This is a genomic window from Pectobacterium brasiliense (assembly GCF_016950255.1).
Classification (GTDB): domain Bacteria; phylum Pseudomonadota; class Gammaproteobacteria; order Enterobacterales; family Enterobacteriaceae; genus Pectobacterium; species Pectobacterium brasiliense.
In genome coordinates this window covers 193,107-210,813 of record NZ_JACGFN010000001.1, presented here as the reverse complement: position 1 = coordinate 210,813, position 17,707 = coordinate 193,107, and the positions used below count along the sequence as shown (strand labels likewise).

General features: G+C 51.6%; 18 protein-coding genes. 5 read left to right on the top strand and 13 right to left on the bottom strand.

All coding sequences use genetic code 11. From position 1 onward, the window contains the following. Positions 1 to 87 precede the first annotated feature (87 nt). The 8 genes from H4F65_RS01015 to nfsA all read right to left on the bottom strand — a co-directional run bounded on the left by H4F65_RS01015 (position 88) and on the right by nfsA (position 7,785). Positions 88 to 540, bottom strand: a complete 453-nt coding sequence (locus H4F65_RS01015; protein ID WP_039315680.1) for a YbjO family protein — start codon at positions 538 to 540, stop codon at positions 88 to 90. Between the two features lie 207 nt (positions 541 to 747). Beyond that, positions 748 to 1,593 (bottom strand): putrescine ABC transporter permease PotI, encoded by an 846-nt coding sequence (potI, locus tag H4F65_RS01010; RefSeq protein ID WP_010277277.1) that lies wholly within the window; start codon positions 1,591 to 1,593, stop codon positions 748 to 750. Further along, positions 1,590 to 2,555 carry a putrescine ABC transporter permease PotH gene (potH, locus tag H4F65_RS01005; RefSeq protein WP_010277280.1) on the bottom strand — a complete coding sequence of 322 codons (966 nt, stop codon included), beginning with the start codon at positions 2,553 to 2,555 and terminating at the stop codon, positions 1,590 to 1,592. The genes potI and potH overlap by 4 nt, the downstream gene beginning before the upstream one ends. A 14-nt stretch (positions 2,556 to 2,569) precedes the next feature. Then, positions 2,570 to 3,703, bottom strand: coding sequence for a putrescine ABC transporter ATP-binding subunit PotG (gene potG, locus H4F65_RS01000; RefSeq protein ID WP_010277283.1), 1,134 nt, complete (start codon positions 3,701 to 3,703; stop codon positions 2,570 to 2,572). A gap of 206 nt (positions 3,704 to 3,909) precedes the next feature. Then, positions 3,910 to 5,019, bottom strand: coding sequence for a spermidine/putrescine ABC transporter substrate-binding protein PotF (potF, locus tag H4F65_RS00995; RefSeq protein ID WP_010277286.1), 1,110 nt, complete (start codon positions 5,017 to 5,019; stop codon positions 3,910 to 3,912). A gap of 372 nt (positions 5,020 to 5,391) precedes the next feature. After that, on the bottom strand, positions 5,392 to 5,871 hold the full coding sequence (locus tag H4F65_RS00990) for a type III secretion system chaperone family protein (RefSeq protein WP_010277290.1): 480 nt from the start codon (positions 5,869 to 5,871) through the stop codon (positions 5,392 to 5,394). Between the two features lie 266 nt (positions 5,872 to 6,137). Then, positions 6,138 to 7,049, bottom strand: coding sequence for a 30S ribosomal protein S6--L-glutamate ligase (rimK, locus tag H4F65_RS00985; RefSeq protein WP_010277293.1), 912 nt, complete (start codon positions 7,047 to 7,049; stop codon positions 6,138 to 6,140). Between the two features lie 16 nt (positions 7,050 to 7,065). Beyond that, positions 7,066 to 7,785 (bottom strand): oxygen-insensitive NADPH nitroreductase, encoded by a 720-nt coding sequence (gene nfsA / locus H4F65_RS00980; protein WP_010277295.1) that lies wholly within the window; start codon positions 7,783 to 7,785, stop codon positions 7,066 to 7,068. Between the two features lie 308 nt (positions 7,786 to 8,093). Between nfsA and H4F65_RS00975 the strand changes: the two genes are divergently transcribed. Further along, positions 8,094 to 8,360 (top strand): GrxA family glutaredoxin, encoded by a 267-nt coding sequence (locus H4F65_RS00975; protein ID WP_010277298.1) that lies wholly within the window; start codon positions 8,094 to 8,096, stop codon positions 8,358 to 8,360. A gap of 93 nt (positions 8,361 to 8,453) precedes the next feature. Here H4F65_RS00975 and H4F65_RS00970 read toward each other — a convergent pair whose 3' ends face one another. Beyond that, a complete protein-coding gene (locus H4F65_RS00970; RefSeq protein WP_010277300.1) occupies positions 8,454 to 8,825 on the bottom strand; it encodes an inner membrane protein YbjM in 372 nt (123 codons plus the stop codon). 376 nt (positions 8,826 to 9,201) lie between these two features. On the opposite strand from H4F65_RS00970, the gene H4F65_RS00965 reads away from it, so the two are divergent. The 3 genes from H4F65_RS00965 to deoR all read left to right on the top strand — a co-directional run bounded on the left by H4F65_RS00965 (position 9,202) and on the right by deoR (position 12,702). Further along, entirely contained in the window at positions 9,202 to 10,890 is a 1,689-nt protein-coding gene (locus H4F65_RS00965; protein WP_010277302.1) for an aspartate:alanine antiporter, read from the top strand. A 338-nt stretch (positions 10,891 to 11,228) separates the two neighbouring features. Further along, positions 11,229 to 11,897, top strand: coding sequence for a deoxyribose-phosphate aldolase (deoC, locus tag H4F65_RS00960; RefSeq protein ID WP_010277306.1), 669 nt, complete (start codon positions 11,229 to 11,231; stop codon positions 11,895 to 11,897). 31 nt (positions 11,898 to 11,928) lie between these two features. After that, positions 11,929 to 12,702 (top strand): DNA-binding transcriptional repressor DeoR, encoded by a 774-nt coding sequence (gene deoR / locus H4F65_RS00955; protein ID WP_010277309.1) that lies wholly within the window; start codon positions 11,929 to 11,931, stop codon positions 12,700 to 12,702. Positions 12,703 to 12,846: 144 nt separating this feature from the next. Here deoR and H4F65_RS00950 read toward each other — a convergent pair whose 3' ends face one another. From H4F65_RS00950 to H4F65_RS00935, 4 genes are all read right to left on the bottom strand, one after another. Continuing rightward, positions 12,847 to 14,052, bottom strand: a complete 1,206-nt coding sequence (locus H4F65_RS00950; RefSeq protein ID WP_010277311.1) for a serine hydrolase — start codon at positions 14,050 to 14,052, stop codon at positions 12,847 to 12,849. Between the two features lie 284 nt (positions 14,053 to 14,336). Next, on the bottom strand, positions 14,337 to 14,996 hold the full coding sequence (locus H4F65_RS00945) for a methionine ABC transporter permease (protein WP_010277316.1): 660 nt from the start codon (positions 14,994 to 14,996) through the stop codon (positions 14,337 to 14,339). Continuing rightward, positions 14,989 to 16,005: a methionine ABC transporter ATP-binding protein gene (locus H4F65_RS00940; protein WP_010277317.1), complete on the bottom strand. Its 1,017-nt coding sequence runs from the start codon at positions 16,003 to 16,005 to the stop codon at positions 14,989 to 14,991. Before H4F65_RS00940 ends, H4F65_RS00945 begins: the two co-directional genes overlap by 8 nt. Before the next feature lie 81 nt (positions 16,006 to 16,086). After that, positions 16,087 to 16,932 (bottom strand): MetQ/NlpA family ABC transporter substrate-binding protein, encoded by an 846-nt coding sequence (locus tag H4F65_RS00935; RefSeq protein ID WP_010277319.1) that lies wholly within the window; start codon positions 16,930 to 16,932, stop codon positions 16,087 to 16,089. 143 nt (positions 16,933 to 17,075) lie between these two features. Here H4F65_RS00935 and H4F65_RS00930 point away from each other — a divergent pair, with 143 nt between their 5' ends. Further along, positions 17,076 to 17,693 carry a glutathione S-transferase family protein gene (locus H4F65_RS00930; RefSeq protein WP_010277320.1) on the top strand — a complete coding sequence of 206 codons (618 nt, stop codon included), beginning with the start codon at positions 17,076 to 17,078 and terminating at the stop codon, positions 17,691 to 17,693. Positions 17,694 to 17,707 lie beyond the last annotated feature (14 nt).

Genomic DNA, 17,707 nt, shown 5'->3' with positions numbered 1-17,707 from the left:
TATATCACCCTGACAGCGTCACCCCGCGACCTTTTGCCGATTTATGGGCGACGCCTGCAGCCAGAGTGGCTCATAAGAGAGAAATGTCTATTTCTGACGCATAAAAAAACGCTTACTGCGTCGTGGTAGAAACAGTAAAACAATCACCAGAAGATCTGGGATCTTTTGCAGCAGGATCTGATGCAGCACGGCAGCGTTGTTTTCTCCTGAGATATGGAATATCGCTGGCATAAATTCACTCAGCGACGCCAGCAACAGGTAACACACCACGACGGCCTGACAGGCAACATAACCCCATCGTCCCCAGTTCGCACCGGCCAAAACGGCAAAGCCACAGCGAATTTCAACGCCGACGACAACCAGCGACAGCAGTAGCACCAGTGTTGAATCCCAGGCTTCCGCATTGCTGCCAATCCAGCCGCTCAAATCGCTGAACCCGAGCTCCCATACAAGCAGCAAAATCCCCAAAATGCGGGTAGCAATAATCGCAATCCCCGCCACCATCACAGGCACCGGGGCATAAACTTTGCGTTGTGTCATTTCCTTCTTCATATACAGAATTTCAACGCTCTCCCTTCATGCGGTATTTACCCGCCAAAAATACAGCATCACTATAATGTCTGATGCCAATATAAAACTTGATAGTCATACAAAACTTGATTGCCATACAAAACAGCAACGCCCCCATACTCTGGCGGCGTTGCTGGTCATCTTCGCTAGGCTAACAAATTACGGTGAGAGATCGAATCAGCCGCGTCTCGCTTTTTGCATATCACGATAGCGCTGCTTTTCTGCTCTCGCCATAAACCACCAGGCGATAAACCCAATAATACCAACGACTAACAATATCAGGGAAGCCAATGCGTTAATTTGTGGATTAACGCCCATTCTGACGCTGGAGAACACCAGCATTGGCAGCGTTGTCGAGCCAGGCCCTGCCACGAAGCTGGCGATAACCAGATCGTCCAGCGACAGGGTAAACGCCAGCAGCCAGCCGGAAAGCAGCGCAGGAGCAATCATCGGCACCGTGATAATGAAGAACACCTTGAGCGGATTCGCGCCCAGATCCATCGCCGCTTCTTCAATCGAACGGTCCAGCTCACGCAGTCGCGCGCTGATCACCACGGTGACATACGCGGTACAGAACGTGACGTGAGCCAGCCAGATGGTGAGCATCCCTCTTTCCGCTGGCCAGCCAATGGCATGCCCCAATGCCACAAAGAGCAACAGCAGCGACAGGCCGGTAATTACATCTGGCATAACCAGCGGTGCTGTCAGCATAAAGGCAAAACCATTAGAACCACGGAAACGGCCAAAACGTACCATGACTACGGCAGCGATCGTCCCAAGAATCACAGCCATCGTAGCCGAGGCTGCGGCAATCGTCAGGCTCAGGAGCACCGCGCTGATCATCGCCGTATTGTGGAACAGCTCGACGTACCAACGTGCCGACCAGCCAGCCCATACGGTCACCAGCTTGGAGCTGTTGAACGAGTAGATCACCAACATCAGCATCGGCGCATAGAGGAACGTAAAGCACAGCACCAAAATCACAATACGCCACGGTGAGCGAACAACAGGTAAATTATTCACGCTTCACCCTCCGCCGTTTTGCTCTGATGTTTGTGGAACCAGATAATCGGCATAATCAACAGCAACAGCATGACGACGGCAACGGCAGATGCCACTGGCCAATCGCGGTTATTGAAGAATTCCTGCCACAGAATACGGCCAATCATGATGCTATCCGGCCCGCCGAGCAGTTCTGGAATCACGTATTCCCCCACCGCTGGGATAAAGACCAGCATCGAGCCCGCAATGATGCCACCTTTCGTTAAGGGGACGATCACGCTGAAGAAGGTTTTCAGCGGTCGCGCGCCGAGATCCAACGATGCTTCCACTAACGAATAGTCCAGACGCATCAGCGCGGTATAGATTGGCAACACCATAAACGGCAGATACGAATACACAACGCCGATATACACCGCCAAATTGGTATGCAGAATAACCAGCGGTTCATCGATCACACCTAGCCACAGCAGGAAATTATTCAGGATACCGTTATTTTTCAGAATCCCCATCCAGGCGTAGACGCGAATCAGGAATGACGTCCACGATGGCAGAATCACCAGCAACAACAGGATATTACGCGTTGACGGTTTACTGTGCGCCACTGCCCATGCCAGCGGGTAGCCGATAAGCAGGCAGCACAGCGTCGACACAGCAGCAACCTGAAGCGATTGCATATAGGCATCGAAATACAGCGGATCGTCCAACAAATGCAGGTAGTTCCCAAGGTTCAGGGAAATATCCAGCTTGCCGTCCAGCCACGAGACCAGATCGGTATAAGGCGGGATCGCCCGCGCCATCTCTGCAAGACTGATTTTGAACACGATCAGAAACGGCAGCATGAACAGCAGCAGCAGCCACAGATATGGCAGCGCGATGACCAGCTTACGTCCGTGTTTTTGACGCCAGCGCGCCATCAGTACACGGAGCCAGAGTCTGGCCTTGCCCGGTGGTTCCGCCGTGTTATGTTCGGGAAATAAAGTCATGACATTCTTCCTCGCTACACCGTCAGAACCACACAGCTATCGGCATCCCAACACAGCCGAACCTCATCTCCCCAGGTCGGCGTGCCTTTGCGATAGCGGTAGGCATTTTGTAACTGTGCGCTGATGATTTGCCCGCTGTTCAGCCTGACGTGGTAAATCGACAGGTCGCCCAGATAGGCGATATGCACCACTTCCCCTACCGCGAAGTTACAGCCATCAGCCGGCACCTCTTCGCACAGCATGATTTTCTCAGGACGCAACGCGATGTAGACCGGAACGCCATCGACCACCGAGACATCCGAATCCACCTTCAGCGGATGCACGAGTCCGGGGCTTTTGATGATCAGCGCATCGTCCTGACGTTCCTGCAAGATCCCTTCAAACATATTGACCGAGCCGATGAACTCCGCGCTGAAACGCGTGTTCGGGTGCTCATAAATCTCTTCCGGCTCGCCAATTTGTACGAACTTACCGCGATTCATAATGGCAATACGGCCAGCCATCGTCATAGCTTCTTCCTGATCGTGCGTTACCATCACGCAGGTCACGCCCACACGTTCCAGAATATCGACGACTTCAAGCTGCATGCGGTCGCGCAATTTTTTGTCCAGCGCGCCCATCGGTTCGTCAAGCAACAGCAGTTTAGGGCGCTTCGCCAGACTACGAGCCAGCGCAACACGCTGGCGTTGACCGCCAGAAAGCTGATGCGGTTTACGATTGGCGAACTCCTGCATGTGCACCAGCGACAACATCTCTTCCACACGAGCTTTGATTTCGGCACGCGGCAGTTTGTCCTGCTTCAGACCAAACGCGATATTCTTTTCCACCGTCATGTGTGGGAACAGCGCATAAGACTGGAACATCATATTGATGGGACGCTGGTAAGGCGGCACCAACGACAAATCCTGACCATCCAGAAAAATCTGCCCCTGCGTGGGAAGTTCAAAACCGGCCAGCATACGCAGCAGCGTGGATTTCCCACAGCCGGATGCCCCCAGCAGCGCAAAAATTTCGCCTTTATAAATAGTCAGACTGACATCATCGACGGCGGCCTGACCGTCGAACGACTTCGTCAGGTTACGCACTTCCAGCAGCGGTGTGGCTGCTTTTTGAGGTTTTGATTGAGGGCGGGGGATCGCGTCATTCACTTCGCATTGCTCTCCGGCAAAAGCAGAACAAGCCACACCGCAGATGCCGCCATTCGGCGTTATTTGCATTCAGCTGTGTGACACAATAAAGAGCGCGAACAGGCGGATTATCCGCCTGTTCTTTGCCACGTTTCATACCCATCCATTCTCAGGTTGCCGAAACCAGCAACCGTCAAGCGCGTGGGTAACGATTCAGATCCAAGAGGCTACTTGCCGCTTTTAACCTTAGTCCATGCACGCGTACGAGTACGGTCAATCTGAGGAGATTGCACCTTGAGCGTAAACAGTTTGGCACGCACATCCGCCGGCGGATAAACGCCCGGGTTATTACGAATCTCTGCGTTCACCAACGGCAAGGATGCCAGATTACCGCTCGCGTAATACACATGGTTACTGATTCCCGCCATCACTTCCGGCTTCATCAGGTAATCCAGAAACGCATAGGCTTCATCCAGATTTTTAGCATCTTTTGGAATAGCGAGGACATCAAAGAATGCCAACGCGCCTTCTTTCGGAATGCTGTACTGGATATTCACCCCGTTCTTCGCTTCCTTCGCACGGTTTCCAGCCTGCAGGATATCGCCCGCCCAACCTACTGCGACGCAGATATCGCCGTTTGCCAGGTCGTTGATGTACTGCGATGAATGGAAGTAGCGAATGCTCGGACGCAGTTTCAGCAGCAGGTCGGTCGCTGACGTGGTGTAATCACCCGGTTTCGTGCTGTTCGGATCTTTACCCTGATAGTTCAGCACGGTTGCAAAGATCTCTTCCGGTGCATCCAGGAAGGAGACGCCGCAGCTTTTCAGTTTTTCCAGGTTCTCCGGCTTCAGAACCAGATCCCAGCTGTCAACCGGTGCATCGGCACCCAGCGCGGCTTTCACTTTCTCAACGTTATAGCCGATGCCCGTGGTCGCCCACAGGTAAGGCAGGGCATATTTATTCTCTGGATCGTGCTGCGCAATCAGCTTCATCAGCTCAGGATCCAGATTTTTGTAATTCGGTAACTTGCTCTTGTCTAATGGCTGAAAAACTCCCGCAGAGAGCTGGCGTTCCAGGAAGCTGGCAGAAGGCACGACCAGATCAAAACCCGTGCTGCCCGCCATGAGCTTGCCTTCCAACACTTCGTTGGAGTCAAACACGTCATAGACGACCTTAATACCGGTTTCTTTCTGGAAATTAGCTAACGTGTCCGGTGCGATATAGTCGGACCAGTTATAAACATGCAGCGTTTTCTCTTCCGCAGATGCGGTGACGGACGCGGCCATCAGCAAGCCGGTAACAACACCCGATAGCCATTTTTTACGTTGGGTGAACATCCGTTCCTTCCTCCATACAAGGGGGTGATTCATGAAAGAGTATCTGTATCGTTCCGATACAAAATATGTCCTGTCGCGCTCGCCAACCGGTGAATGAGTATGCACCGATTTTTATTCGCCCAGACACACACATAGCCCTGATTTCGCTGTCTGTGTCTTACAGGAATAAAGCATAACCCCACAACATCGTGTGCACCATACTTGAACGTAAAAAATGGGTTTTAACGATTATTTATTCACATTTTATCGATGTGATGAAGGCGTTTAGCGGCAAACAAAGAGAAATATCTGGCAATAATGCGAAATAACCAGAATAAATGGCGGTGAAAGGAAAATAAGTAAAACCAATTGCTGCCGTTGGCAGCAACCGTATCAGTGCAGATGTGAGGTGTTGACTCTGGCAGCAGAGCCCTCTTCTTCCTCACCGATAAACAGCAGATTATTAGCACCAGCCTCAAGGATCACCATTGAGATTTGTTCTTCGGACTGTTGCATGAAATGTCTGAATTGTTCCAGCGTCATGCCAGCGGCCACGCTGAATGACTGGCAAACAATCAGTTTCGGCAGATTATCATCCTGAACATCGATAAATGCTTTAACGGTCAACGAGCTGGCATTAATTTGGCTCAGGTCGCCAACCAGAGGAATCAACGCGCTGGGCTTCACTTCGGCAAGGGCAGAAAACAGAATCACGTTATCTACCAGATCAACTTTCGCATCGAAGACGCCATCAAAATTTTGCATATGAGGAAGATGGAGCGCCTGACAGGAATCACATTCGAAATACAGAATGTTCAGTTGATCCAGCCACCGCCGTAGCATAGCCAAATCCGGGACGATGAGTGAATCCATCATGTTTGCCTCATACCTGCCGCCGTACAGACAGCGTTGTTGAAAAGAAAACACCGTTTACACAGAAGCGATGTTAAAACAGAAACAGCCTTAAAAACGGCACATAGCTTACGGAATATTGCGCGACGATGCCATGATAAAAGCGCCCCGCCGCCCGCTTTCCTCGTTCCACGGCATGATGACGCACCGGATAGCGGCGCGGTCCGGTGCTTACACGCCAAAATAAGGAACGCCGTATTTTACGGCGCGGCCTCTGTTTCAGAAAGCTAACTTTTGCTTATTGTTGCCGATAGTGCGAAGCGCCTCTGGGTATTTTGCTCAATAAACTCAATCATCATGTCAGCAATATCGAGTCCGGTCGTCGTTTCAATTCCTTCCAGCCCCGGCGAGGCATTGACCTCCATCACCAGCGGCCCCCGATCGGCACGCAATATATCAACGCCCGCGATATTCAGCCCCAGCGTTTTTGTCGCCTTGATAGCAATCGCACGCTCCTGCGCCGTAATTTTCACTTTATTTGCCGACCCACCGCGATGCAGGTTTGAACGGAACTCCCCCGCTTTCGCCTGTCGCTCAATCGCAGCCACAACGCGGTTGCCGATCACAAAACAGCGGATATCTTTACCCTGCGCTTCATGCACGTATTCCTGCACCAAAATGTGTGCATTCAGCCCGCGAAAGGCATCAATCACGCTTTCCGCGGCCTGTCGCGTCTCGGCCAATACCACCCCGATTCCCTGCGTGCCCTCCACCAGCTTTACAACCAGTGGCGCACCGCCCACCATCGCAATCAAATCACCAGTATCATCCGGCGAATGAGCAAATCCGGTAATCGGCAGGTCAATTCCCTCACGAGCCAACAGTTGCAATGAATGCAGTTTGTCGCGGGCGCGAATAATGGCGACTGAATTATTCAGCGGGTAGCTGCCCAGCATTTCAAACTGGCGCAATACCGCCGTACCATAAAATGTGATCTGTGAGCCGATACGCGGAATAACCGCATCAAATTTATCCAGCCGACGCCCGCGGTAATGCACCGACGGTGCCGCCGAATTGATATTCATGTAGCAGGAAAGCGGGTCGATAATCTCAACGCTGTGTTGGCGCGCCTCAGCCGCTTCACGCAGACGTTTGCAGGAATATAACGCCCCATCACGAGACAGAATGGCTATCTTCATAAATATCCTACGGATACTAACGTATCGCCCATCCTTGTTGATGCAAGTAGTCCAGCATGAATGGACGTAACTCTTTTTTCAGCGTCCGTTCCACGTGCTCACTCCAGCTTTCACGACGACTATCGGTACGTTGCAGATAATATTCCACCATCTGCTGGTCGTATTGCGCCAGCACATCGCGGTCGAGCGGCTGATAGACATTTTCATGCAGCATCATCGCGGTTGGCATGCGCGGTTTCAGCATGGGTTCCGCGTCTGGATGCCCCAGACACAGACCAAACAACGGCAGAACTAACGTTGGCAGTTGCAACAACTGCGTCACGTCAGCGATGCGGTTGCGGATCCCGCCGATAAATACCCCACCCAACCCCAGCGACTCGGCGGCAATCAGTGCATTCTGCGCCATGAGCGCGGTATCGACGCAGCCAATCAGCAATTGCTCAGCCAGCCCGGTTTCTGCCTGTGGGAAGATCGCCACATGCCGATGGAAATCGGCACAAAAGACCCAAAATTCTGCCGCCTGCGCCACATAACCTTGCTCGCCAGTATAGTGAACGAGCGTTTCACGCACCGCAGGGTCGGTGATACGGATAATTGAGCTGCATTGTAAAAAGCTGGAGCTGGACGCACTTTGTGCGGCGGTAATGATAGCGTGGCGTTGCTCATCCGTTATGGCCTGAGACGTAAACGCGCGAATAGAACGGTGGCGCTGTAGCAAATCAATCGTTGGTGTCACACTGGCATCCTTCAGTCGGTAAAGTACATCTCATAAGCAGCTTGAAGTATGACGAAATTATATCGTAGCTCGGGCGGAATCTGCATTACCCCACCACCTAATAGCTTCAGCAAATCGTTGTAACAGGTAATGACTACTTTTTTTCATCAATGAATACGGGCATAGTGTTGATAAATTTCGGTATAGTAGCGCAATTCGCAGTAACCTCATTAACCGTAACATTTTTAGCAGTGACCTTGTCTGTAATAGGCGTCACGCTATCCGTTTCAAGAATGAGAACATTTTTCTAATTTTACAAAGGAGTTTACATGTTCGCTGTAATTTTCGGGCGCCCCGCTTGCCCTTATTGTGTACGTGCGAAAGAACTGGCAGAGAAATTGGCCGAGCAACGTGATGACTTCAGCTTCCGCTATGTAGACATTCACGCAGAAGGCATTTCGAAAGAAGATTTGTCCAAGACGGTAGGAAAGCCGGTTGAAACCGTACCGCAGATTTTCCTGGATGAAAAACACATCGGCGGCTGCACCGATTTTGAAGCCTATGCTAAAGAGCATCTGGCTCTGTTCCAGTCATAATCATCACACTGACAGAACACCTAGATCATCGAACTGACAAAACAATAGCGCGGCGACAGTCCGCGCTTTTTTATGGGTTCGAAACCGCGTCCGTCAGCGAAGATAGCGCCGATAAAGGCTACGCAAACACAGCACGCCCATTGCACCCAGCACGCACCAAAAGACGGCACTCATTACGTAGGCCAGCTCCTGCCAGAAAGAGCGCATGGGCGTATTCCACAGGTGGAGCATCAGCAAACACACGGGCATTGCCGCGAGCGCGCCAAACAGCGGGTAACGCAAGCGACCGCGCGCGGAAAGAAAACAGGCCACCATACCGGGCAGCAGAAAAAGCAACATTCCTGGGCTACCGCGCAGCCCATCACCCACCGCAACCTCTGATACCTCAATCTTTTGACTCAGAAACACGACGGTGAACAATAAAAAACAGCAGGTCGCACCAACCCAGCCTTTATTTCTTGCCATAAATCGCCCTCACTCAATATGCCTCCCAACCTGCATCAACCAGATACCGAAAATATGCGGCATGGTAAAAATGATTGGTGTATCTATTCCCCGATATGAAAAACATGCGGTTTCGCTACGATTTATTCGACACGCAGGCTGTCCACAGAAAAAGATGACAACCCAACGCATTTCTTCAGCAGCGGCACCACAATCATTAAATTAAACAATAATTACACTGAACAATTTTTATCGGATAAATTATACTGAACGAGGCTGATTCCTTTCAGCTGACGCATATTGATACCGTCACGGGAATTCATGCATTTCATGGCTAAATCTAGCCGCTATAATGAATAACATCAAGAACTTACTGGTAAACAACAAGTTACATTCCATGAATATAAACGTCGCTGATTTGTTAAATGGGAATTACATTCTACTTTTATTCGTGGTTCTTTCATTAGGACTCTGCCTGGGGAAATTGCGCCTCGGGCCAGTACAACTCGGTAATTCTATTGGAGTTTTAGTTGTTTCTTTATTACTCGGCCAACAGCATTTTTCGATTAATACCGAAGCGCTGAGCCTCGGCTTTATGTTATTTATTTTTTGCGTGGGCGTGGAAGCTGGGCCAAATTTCTTTTCTATCTTCTTCCGCGACGGAAAGAATTATTTCATGCTGGCGCTGGTGATGGTCGGCAGTGCTATGTTACTGGCGTTAGGCTTAGGCAAATTCTTTGGTTGGGGAATTGGCCTGACGGCAGGGATGCTGGCCGGGTCCATGACTTCAACGCCGGTGCTGGTCGGTGCGGGCGACACGCTGCGTAACACTGCCAGCTTGGGTAATCAGCTCGGTATCGAGCAAGATCATCTGAGTTTGGGCTATGCGCTGACGTATCTGGTCGGGCTGGTCAGCCTCATTTTTGGCGCACGCTACCTGCCCAAACTCCAGCATCAGGATTTGCCTACCAGCGCTCAGCAGATTGCACGCGAGCGTGGATTAGACCCAGACAGCCAGAGAAAAGTGTACCTGCCAGTGATTCGCGCCTATCGCGTCGGGCCGGAATTGGTTGACTGGGCAGATGGCAAGAATCTGCGTGAGCTGGGGATTTATCGCCAGACTGGCTGTTACATCGAGCGCATCCGACGCAACGGGATTTTGGCTAACCCGGATGGTGACGCCGTCTTGCAAATCGGCGATGAGATCGCGCTGGTCGGCTATCCAGACGCCCATTCTCGCCTGAACTCCAATTTCCGCGATGGCAAGGAAGTTTTCGACCGCGATTTGCTGGATATGCGCATCGTAACGGAAGAGATTGTCGTCAAGAACCACAATGCCGTCGGCAAACGCCTGAGCCAATTGAAGCTGACCGATCACGGTTGTTTCCTCAACCGTATTGTCCGTAGCCAAATTGAAATGCCGATTGACGATAACGTCGTGCTGAATAAAGGCGATGTCTTGCAGGTCAGCGGTGACGCCCGCCGGGTAAAAAGCATTGCTGACAGAATCGGCTTCATTTCTATTCATAGCCAGGTCACAGACCTACTGGCCTTCTGCGCCTTTTTCGTCATCGGCGTGATGGTCGGGCTGATCACCATCCAATTCAGCAACTTCACCTTTGGCATCGGTAACGCGGCTGGATTATTGTTCGCCGGTATCATGCTGGGGTTCCTGCGCGCCAACCATCCGACCTTCGGCTATATTCCGCAAGGCGCGCTTAACATGGTCAAAGAATTCGGTCTGATGGTTTTTATGGCTGGCGTTGGCCTGAGTGCAGGTAGCACCATCAACAGCAGCCTGGGCGAGGTTGGTATTCAGATGCTGGTTTCAGGGCTGATCGTTAGCCTGCTGCCGGTGGTGATTTGCTTTCTGTTTGGTGCGTATGTGTTGAAAATGAACCGTGCGCTGCTGTTTGGTGCCATGATGGGGGCGCGAACCTGCGCCCCCGCGATGGAAATTATCAGCGATACAGCACGCAGTAACATCCCTGCGCTCGGCTATGCAGGTACCTATGCTATCGCTAACGTGCTACTCACCTTAGCAGGTTCACTGATCGTGGTTATCTGGCCTGAACTGCCTGGCTGAGAAAGTGTAAAAAATCGTCAATATTATTTTCTCAAAGCCAGAACTTTTTCTTTGCCCTACAGTCTGAATAAGTGCCACTGCTTTTCTTTGATTCCCCTTATTGAGGAGCCCATCGTTCCCGCCTTTCAGGTTCAAGAACGATGGGCGTTTTCTTTTCCGCTCTACGTTAGCCAAAACACCTCATCTTCTTACTCTTCATGCATCTGTTATCACATTCACTTCATTTTTTGTTATAAAAATAACATAAATTAATTTTTTTGTTATTTTTGTGACATTTCAATCATTGAGTGTCATAATCGCACCATCTGATTTTTTATCGATACCACCGAGGATTTACCATGACTGACTACGCACGCTATATCGACCACACACTGCTGGCCGCCAATGCCACCGAACAGCAAATCATCACGCTGTGTGATGAAGCGGTAGCACACCGTTTTTATGCCGTTTGTGTGAATTCAGGTTACGTTCCCTTAGTCGCCGAAAAGCTGAAAGGCACGGACGTGCAGGTATGCTCTGTTATCGGTTTTCCTCTCGGAGCAGGCCTGACTGCCAGTAAGGCTTTTGAAGCAAAAGCGGCAATTGATGCCGGTGCTCAGGAGATCGACATGGTGATTAATGTCGGCTGGTTGAAAAGCGGGAAAATTGCCGCCGTTCAGGCGGATATTCAGGCCGTGCGTGAGGTTTGCGCCGCTATACCGTTGAAGGTAATATTGGAAACCTGTCTGCTTGACGACGAACAGATTGTCCTGGTGTGTGAAATGTGTCGTCAGTTGGATGTCGCGTTCGTCAAAACGTCTACTGGTTTCAGCACCGGCGGCGCACGTGAAGAACACGTTCGACTGATGCGTAACACCGTCGGTAGCGAAATGGGTGTCAAAGCATCCGGCGCGGTTCGCGATCGCCAAACGGCACAACGCATGATTGAAGCAGGCGCCACGCGTATCGGCACCAGTTCAGGCGTCGCTATCGTTTCAGGTGAAGCTGCCGCAGCAGGAAACTACTAACAACAAAAATAGCTTACTAGCAGGGAATTTTATGGAAACGCGGCGCGACGAACGCATCGGCAGACTGGCTCAGGCATTAAAGAAAACCGATAAACTCCATCTTAAAGACGCCGCACAGCTACTCGGCGTGTCCGAGATGACCGTGCGCCGCGATCTGAATGCCGATCCCACCAGCGTCATGCTGCTCGGCGGCTACGTGGTTAGCGACCTGAAGAATAACGGTGTCACGAACTATTTTGTCTCCGACCAGCAGACCAAGCACGTAAGAGAGAAGCAGGCTATCGGTACTGCAGCTGCCTATCTGGTGGAAGAAAACGATACCGTTTTTTTCGACTGTGGCACCACAATTCCTTTCATCATTGATGCCATTTCTGATGAGTTGCCCTTTACCGCGATTTGTTATTCCCTGAACACCTTTTTAGCACTACAGGAAAAAAAGGCGTGCAGAGTGATTTTGTGCGGCGGGGAATACCATCCAGATAACGCGATTTTTACCCCGCTCAGCCAGCGAAGCGAGCTGGACAACGTCTGTCCGAACAAAGCCTTTATCTCTGCGGCGGGTATCGAACTGAGCGCGGGAGCCACCTGCTTTAACTTTGCCGAACTGGGCATGAAGCAACGCGCGATGGCAACCGCACAGCGAATCATTCTAGTGGCGGACAGCAGCAAGTTCGGTCAGATTAAACGCGCCTGCATTGGCCCGATGACGCTGTTTGACACCGTCATTTCCGACAGCGCCCCTAGCGACGCCTATTTACGCTATTTTTCCAATAACAGTATTCAGTTAATCCACCCTGGAAATTAGAGTCTGTCCGAGTAGGCGTTATTGGTGCAGCCAGTTTGGACACGGACAGCGCGCAAAAACCGGAGCGTACACGTAGTACGTGAGGATTTTGAGCACTGCCCAGGTTCAAAATGGCAAATAAAATAGCCCTAATGGGATAGACTCTTAGCTGAATAGCCCACCGAACCACTGCTGCACCTTCATCATCACCGTATCCCAGAGGCGGCTAAAGAAACCAGCCTCAGGGATATCATCCATCGCGACCAGTTCGCGTTGCCCGACGCTCTTACCGTCCAGTTGGAAGTCGATAGTGCCGACAACCTGATTTTTGGTCAGTGGTGCGGAAAGCTGCGGCTGATTTAGCGTAAAACTGGCCTTCAGGTTTTTCATTTGCCCTTTCGGAATGGTCAGTGCAGCATCCTGTGCGACGCCGAGTCGCGCCTCTTTCTCAGTACCAAACCAGACCCGCTGCGTAGTAAAAGGCGCATCCGTCTTGATAGGCGTTACCGTTTCAAAAAAGCGGAAGCCCCAGGTGAGCAGTTTCTCACTTTCACGGAAGCGAATGGCATCCGTTTGCGCGCCCAGCACCACGGAAATCAGGCGCATATTGCCTTCGGTGGCCGAGGCCACCAGATTGTGTCCTGCCCCGCTGGTGTGGCCGGTTTTCACACCGTCCACATTCAGGTTAGTGCTCCACAGCAGACGGTTGCGGTTAGGCTGGCGAATATTATTGAAGGTGAACTCTTTTTCCTTGTGCAACGCGTATTCTTCCGGCACATCGCGAATCAGCGCCTGCCCTAACAGCGCCATATCACGTGCGGTGCTGTACTGCCCTGGCGCATCGAGACCGTGCACGGTCCGAAAATTCGTATTGGTCAGGTTAAGTGCCTTCGCATAATTGTTCATCAGGCTAACGAACGCATCCTGACTACCCGCGACGTAATCCGCCAGCGCGATGCTGGCATCATTGCCGGACTGAATGACAATGCCTTTATTTAACTCAGAAACGGGGATACGGTCGCCCGGCTTAAGGAACATCAGCGACGAGCCACGCAACGCCGGATTACCGGTTGCCCAGGCATCTTTTCCGACGGTCACTTCATCCGTCGGACGAATTTTACCGGATTTGATCGCCTGCCCAATCACATAGCTCGCCATAATCTTTGTCAGGCTGGCAGGGTCAAGACGCTCATCAGCATTGCTTTCCGCCAGCACTTTACCGCTGTGGTGATCGATCAGGATATAGGCTTTAGCATCAATCTGCGGTACCGCTGGCAACTGTTCCGCATAGGTGAATGGCACTAAACCAACAAGCAATACCGTACCTACAGAGAAAGACGTGAGTCTGGTCAGAAAAGGAGTTGTTTTCATGAGTTCGCCGCGATATCCATCAGTCGTTAAAAATTCTTAATTTTCAATATGTTTTGAAAACTTTAGCAACATATAAAGGTAACGCGTCATCTCTGGGATGAAAACCGTTCATTCTGTAAAGATAGTCAAAGAAATGAAAGCTTCTAAAAAAACGCAGATAAAAAAAGGACTTAGGGGAATTAAGGAATGTCTGAAAATGCAGACAGCAGGACTACCAGAAAAATAACGGATAGCACGAGGGACGTGGCTGCGTAGCCTCCCCCGTGCCAGTGATGGACATCCCCTTAGCGGCGTTCGCGCTTATCAGCACGTTTTGACAGCCAGTCACCCAACGTCTGTACCACCTGTACCAGAATAACCAGCGCAATAACCGTAATCACCATCACCTCGGTTTCATAGCGGTAATAGCCGAAGCGGATCGCCAAATCCCCCACTCCACCGCCGCCGACAATACCCGCCATCGCCGAATAGCCAATAAGGCTCACTAGCGTGATCGTCAGGCCACGCAATAGTCCCGCTTTCGCCTCTGGCAGCAGCACCGTGCCAATAATACGCATCGGGCTGGCTCCAAATGCTTCGGCCGCTTCCACGATACCGGGGTCGATTTCACGCAGCGCGCTATCCACCAAACGCGCATAAAACGCGATCGCGGCGACCGACATCGGCACCGCGGCCGCTACAGGCCCAATCGTATTGCCTAAGAGAAGCTGCGTCAGCGGTAGCAGCAAGACCAACAGAATCACGAAAGGAATAGAACGGATAATATTCACCAGCACCGTGCCAAACAGATAAACGGCGCGGTTTTGCCAGAACAGGTTCCTGTCAGTGACGTAAATGAGCAGCCCCAGCGGTAAACCGCCAATCACGGCGAGCAGCGTGGAGATCCCCACCATCTGGAACGTTTCGCCAAACGCCGCAACCAGATCGATCCATAAATCAGCCATGTAGCACCTCCACGTTCGCTGTTCTTACCTGAATATGTTCTACGGCTTCAGTCACTTTTTCGGGGTCGGATGGATGAGCTAGTAGCGCGACGAGGATGCCTAGCGCACGATTACCAATGTATTCGATCTTGCCGTGCAGAATGTTAACGGACACGCCAAAACGCGTCGCCACGTCCGACAGCACGGGTTGCTCCGCCGATTCGCCAACGAACAGAATCTTCAGTAATGTGCCCTGTAAATCCACCAACAAGCGAGGCGGCAATGCAAGATCGAGCGTGTGGGATACCAGTTGACGCGTAAATGCGTGCTGTGGCGTCGCAAAGATATCGAAAACATCCCCCTCTTCTACAACCCGCCCACCCGTCATTACCGCCACGCGATCGCAGACGGCCTTAATCACGCTCATCTCATGAGAAATCAGCACGATAGTAATGCCCAGAGTCTCGTTAATCTCTTTCAACAGCGCCAGAATAGCGGCTGAGGTTTCCAGATCGAGCGCCGACGTTGGCTCATCGCACAGCAACACTTCGGGCTCGTTGGCAATGGCTCTGGCGATACCTACACGCTGTTTCTGACCGCCGCTGAGCTGCGTCGGATAAGACGACGCTTTATCCGCCAGCCCTACCACGTTCAGGATTTCCGGCACGCGCGCCGCGATAGCCGCGCTGGATTTCCCAGCGGCTTTCAGGCTGAACGCCACGTTTTCCGCCACGGTACGCGTCTGCATCAGGTTGAAATGCTGAAAGATCATGCCGATCTTCTGGCGCTGTTCTCGCAGCGGCTGCCCCGCTAATTCGCTGATGAGCACGCCATTGACGAGCACGCGACCCGCAGTCGGTCGCTGCAAGAGATTAATGGTCCTCAGCAGCGTGCTTTTCCCCGCGCCGCTAGTGCCGACAATCCCGTAGACCTCGCCCCGTTGGATGTGCAACGTCACGCTGTCTACCGCGCGGTTTTCTGGTTGCTTCCCTTGTGAGAAGTCAACGCTTACCCCTTCTAGCTGAATCATTATCCGCAAACTCCTGGCCTGAGCGGAAAAGAAGAAAGCCGGTCATAGACCGGCCAAAAGATATTCTATGTAGCCTAAAACTTACTGTGTGGGCGCTGGCGTTTTCGCCTGCATCCACTCTGGTTTCTGGAACTGGCTATACATCAACGCCGGATCGTTGATCACCGCAGCATACGCCGGTGATTCCACAATCGCTTTGGTATCTTTAACAAATGGCTTATCGAGATCGTCGGTACGCACAGCAATAATATTTTTCAGGTTCTCATCCAGCGTTTCCAGCTTGATAGCCGATGACAGTTTCATTCCGGACGCCAGCGCAAAATTACCGTTCACCAGCGATGCCGTCACGCTATCCAGCGTGCGGGGTAACTGCGCAGCTTCCATCGGTTTGAAGACCAAGCCGCGCGGGTTTTCAAGAATATCCTTCTCAGATGCTTTGGTCGGATCGATATCGGCTTTGATCGTAACCAACCCTATCGATTGCAGGAAACGCAGACCGCGCGCCAGATTAGTGGCATCGTTAGAGAGCGTGACCACGTCTCCTTTTTTCAGCTCATCCAGCGATTTGATTTTCTTCGAGTAGAAGCCCATGCTGGCTGTCGGTACGGTAATCAGTGGGGAAATTTTTAACCCTTTATCGGCGGCGAATTTTTCCAGATACAGCGTATGCTGGAAGAGGTTGGCATCAATGCTGCCGTTGGCCAGCGCCAGATTGGGCTGAACGTAATCGCTGAATTCACGCACGACGACCTTGTAGCCTTTTTTCACCAGCTCAGGTTTGATGGCCAGATTCACCATGTCGCCATACGGCCCGGGTGCTACGCCAAACGTGATCGTTTGTGGATCGCTGCTGGCCAGCGCCAGTTGCATACCGGCGGCAAGCAGTGTGATGCCCAGCGCGGCGCGAACAGAATGCGTCAATGTCATTGTGTAACTTTCCTGTCTGAATGTAACTTGCTGTCATTATTAAGAATGACGAGTTAAATCATAAAGACTAAAAAGGCATATCATTATTTCTCATCGACTGTCGCGGATAACCGGGGCAGGCTTCACGAAGAAAGGGGGCAACTATGATAACGATTTGGGGTCGTGATAACTCGACCAACGTAAAGAAAGTCCTGTGGTGTGCGGAAGAACTTGCGCTGCCTTATCAGCATATTGTGGCAGGCGGACAATTTGGTCTTAACCATGAAGCCGACTATCTGGCGATGAATCCTAATGGCCTCATCCCCTGTTTACGTGACGACGATCTGGTGCTGTGGGAATCGAATACCATCGTACGTTATCTGGCGGCACAGTACGGTCAGGATTCGCTGTATCTTGCCGATCCGGGCAAGCGCGCCAGTGCCGAAAAATGGATGGACTGGGCAACCTCTCTCGCCTTCTCCTTCGGGCCAGTGTTCATTAATATCGTGCGTACGCCACCGGAAAAACGCGATACCGCATTGGTACAGAAAGGCATCGCCGAATGCGAACGTTTGTTCGATATTGTGGATACCGTGCTGGCTAATCAGCCTTGGCTATCCGGCGATCAATTCGGCATTGGCGATATTCCGCTAGGCTGTATTGCTTACGGCTGGCTGAATATGCCGATTGAACAACAGTCGCATCCTCATCTGGAACGCTGGTATCAGCAACTCACCGAACGCCCGGCATATCAAAAGCACGTCATGATTCCGCTGTCTTAAGTCAAGCAGGCACC

What these genes read in the sequence shown, in the direction of transcription:
- H4F65_RS00935 (WP_010277319.1), bottom strand. Translation starts at nt 16,932, where the DNA reads ATGACATTGACGCATTCTGTTCGCGCCGCGCTGGGCATCACACTGCTT.
- deoR (WP_010277309.1), top strand. Translation starts at nt 11,929, where the DNA reads ATGGAAACGCGGCGCGACGAACGCATCGGCAGACTGGCTCAGGCATTA.
- H4F65_RS00970 (WP_010277300.1), bottom strand. Translation starts at nt 8,825, where the DNA reads ATGGCAAGAAATAAAGGCTGGGTTGGTGCGACCTGCTGTTTTTTATTG.
- rimK (WP_010277293.1), bottom strand. Translation starts at nt 7,049, where the DNA reads ATGAAGATAGCCATTCTGTCTCGTGATGGGGCGTTATATTCCTGCAAA.
- H4F65_RS00965 (WP_010277302.1), top strand. Translation starts at nt 9,202, where the DNA reads ATGAATATAAACGTCGCTGATTTGTTAAATGGGAATTACATTCTACTT.
- H4F65_RS00945 (WP_010277316.1), bottom strand. Translation starts at nt 14,996, where the DNA reads ATGGCTGATTTATGGATCGATCTGGTTGCGGCGTTTGGCGAAACGTTC.
- H4F65_RS01015 (WP_039315680.1), bottom strand. Translation starts at nt 540, where the DNA reads ATGACACAACGCAAAGTTTATGCCCCGGTGCCTGTGATGGTGGCGGGG.
- H4F65_RS00990 (WP_010277290.1), bottom strand. Translation starts at nt 5,871, where the DNA reads ATGGATTCACTCATCGTCCCGGATTTGGCTATGCTACGGCGGTGGCTG.
- H4F65_RS00950 (WP_010277311.1), bottom strand. Translation starts at nt 14,052, where the DNA reads ATGAAAACAACTCCTTTTCTGACCAGACTCACGTCTTTCTCTGTAGGT.
- H4F65_RS00940 (WP_010277317.1), bottom strand. Translation starts at nt 16,005, where the DNA reads ATGATTCAGCTAGAAGGGGTAAGCGTTGACTTCTCACAAGGGAAGCAA.
- potF (WP_010277286.1), bottom strand. Translation starts at nt 5,019, where the DNA reads ATGTTCACCCAACGTAAAAAATGGCTATCGGGTGTTGTTACCGGCTTG.
- H4F65_RS00930 (WP_010277320.1), top strand. Translation starts at nt 17,076, where the DNA reads ATGATAACGATTTGGGGTCGTGATAACTCGACCAACGTAAAGAAAGTC.
- H4F65_RS00975 (WP_010277298.1), top strand. Translation starts at nt 8,094, where the DNA reads ATGTTCGCTGTAATTTTCGGGCGCCCCGCTTGCCCTTATTGTGTACGT.
- deoC (WP_010277306.1), top strand. Translation starts at nt 11,229, where the DNA reads ATGACTGACTACGCACGCTATATCGACCACACACTGCTGGCCGCCAAT.
- potH (WP_010277280.1), bottom strand. Translation starts at nt 2,555, where the DNA reads ATGACTTTATTTCCCGAACATAACACGGCGGAACCACCGGGCAAGGCC.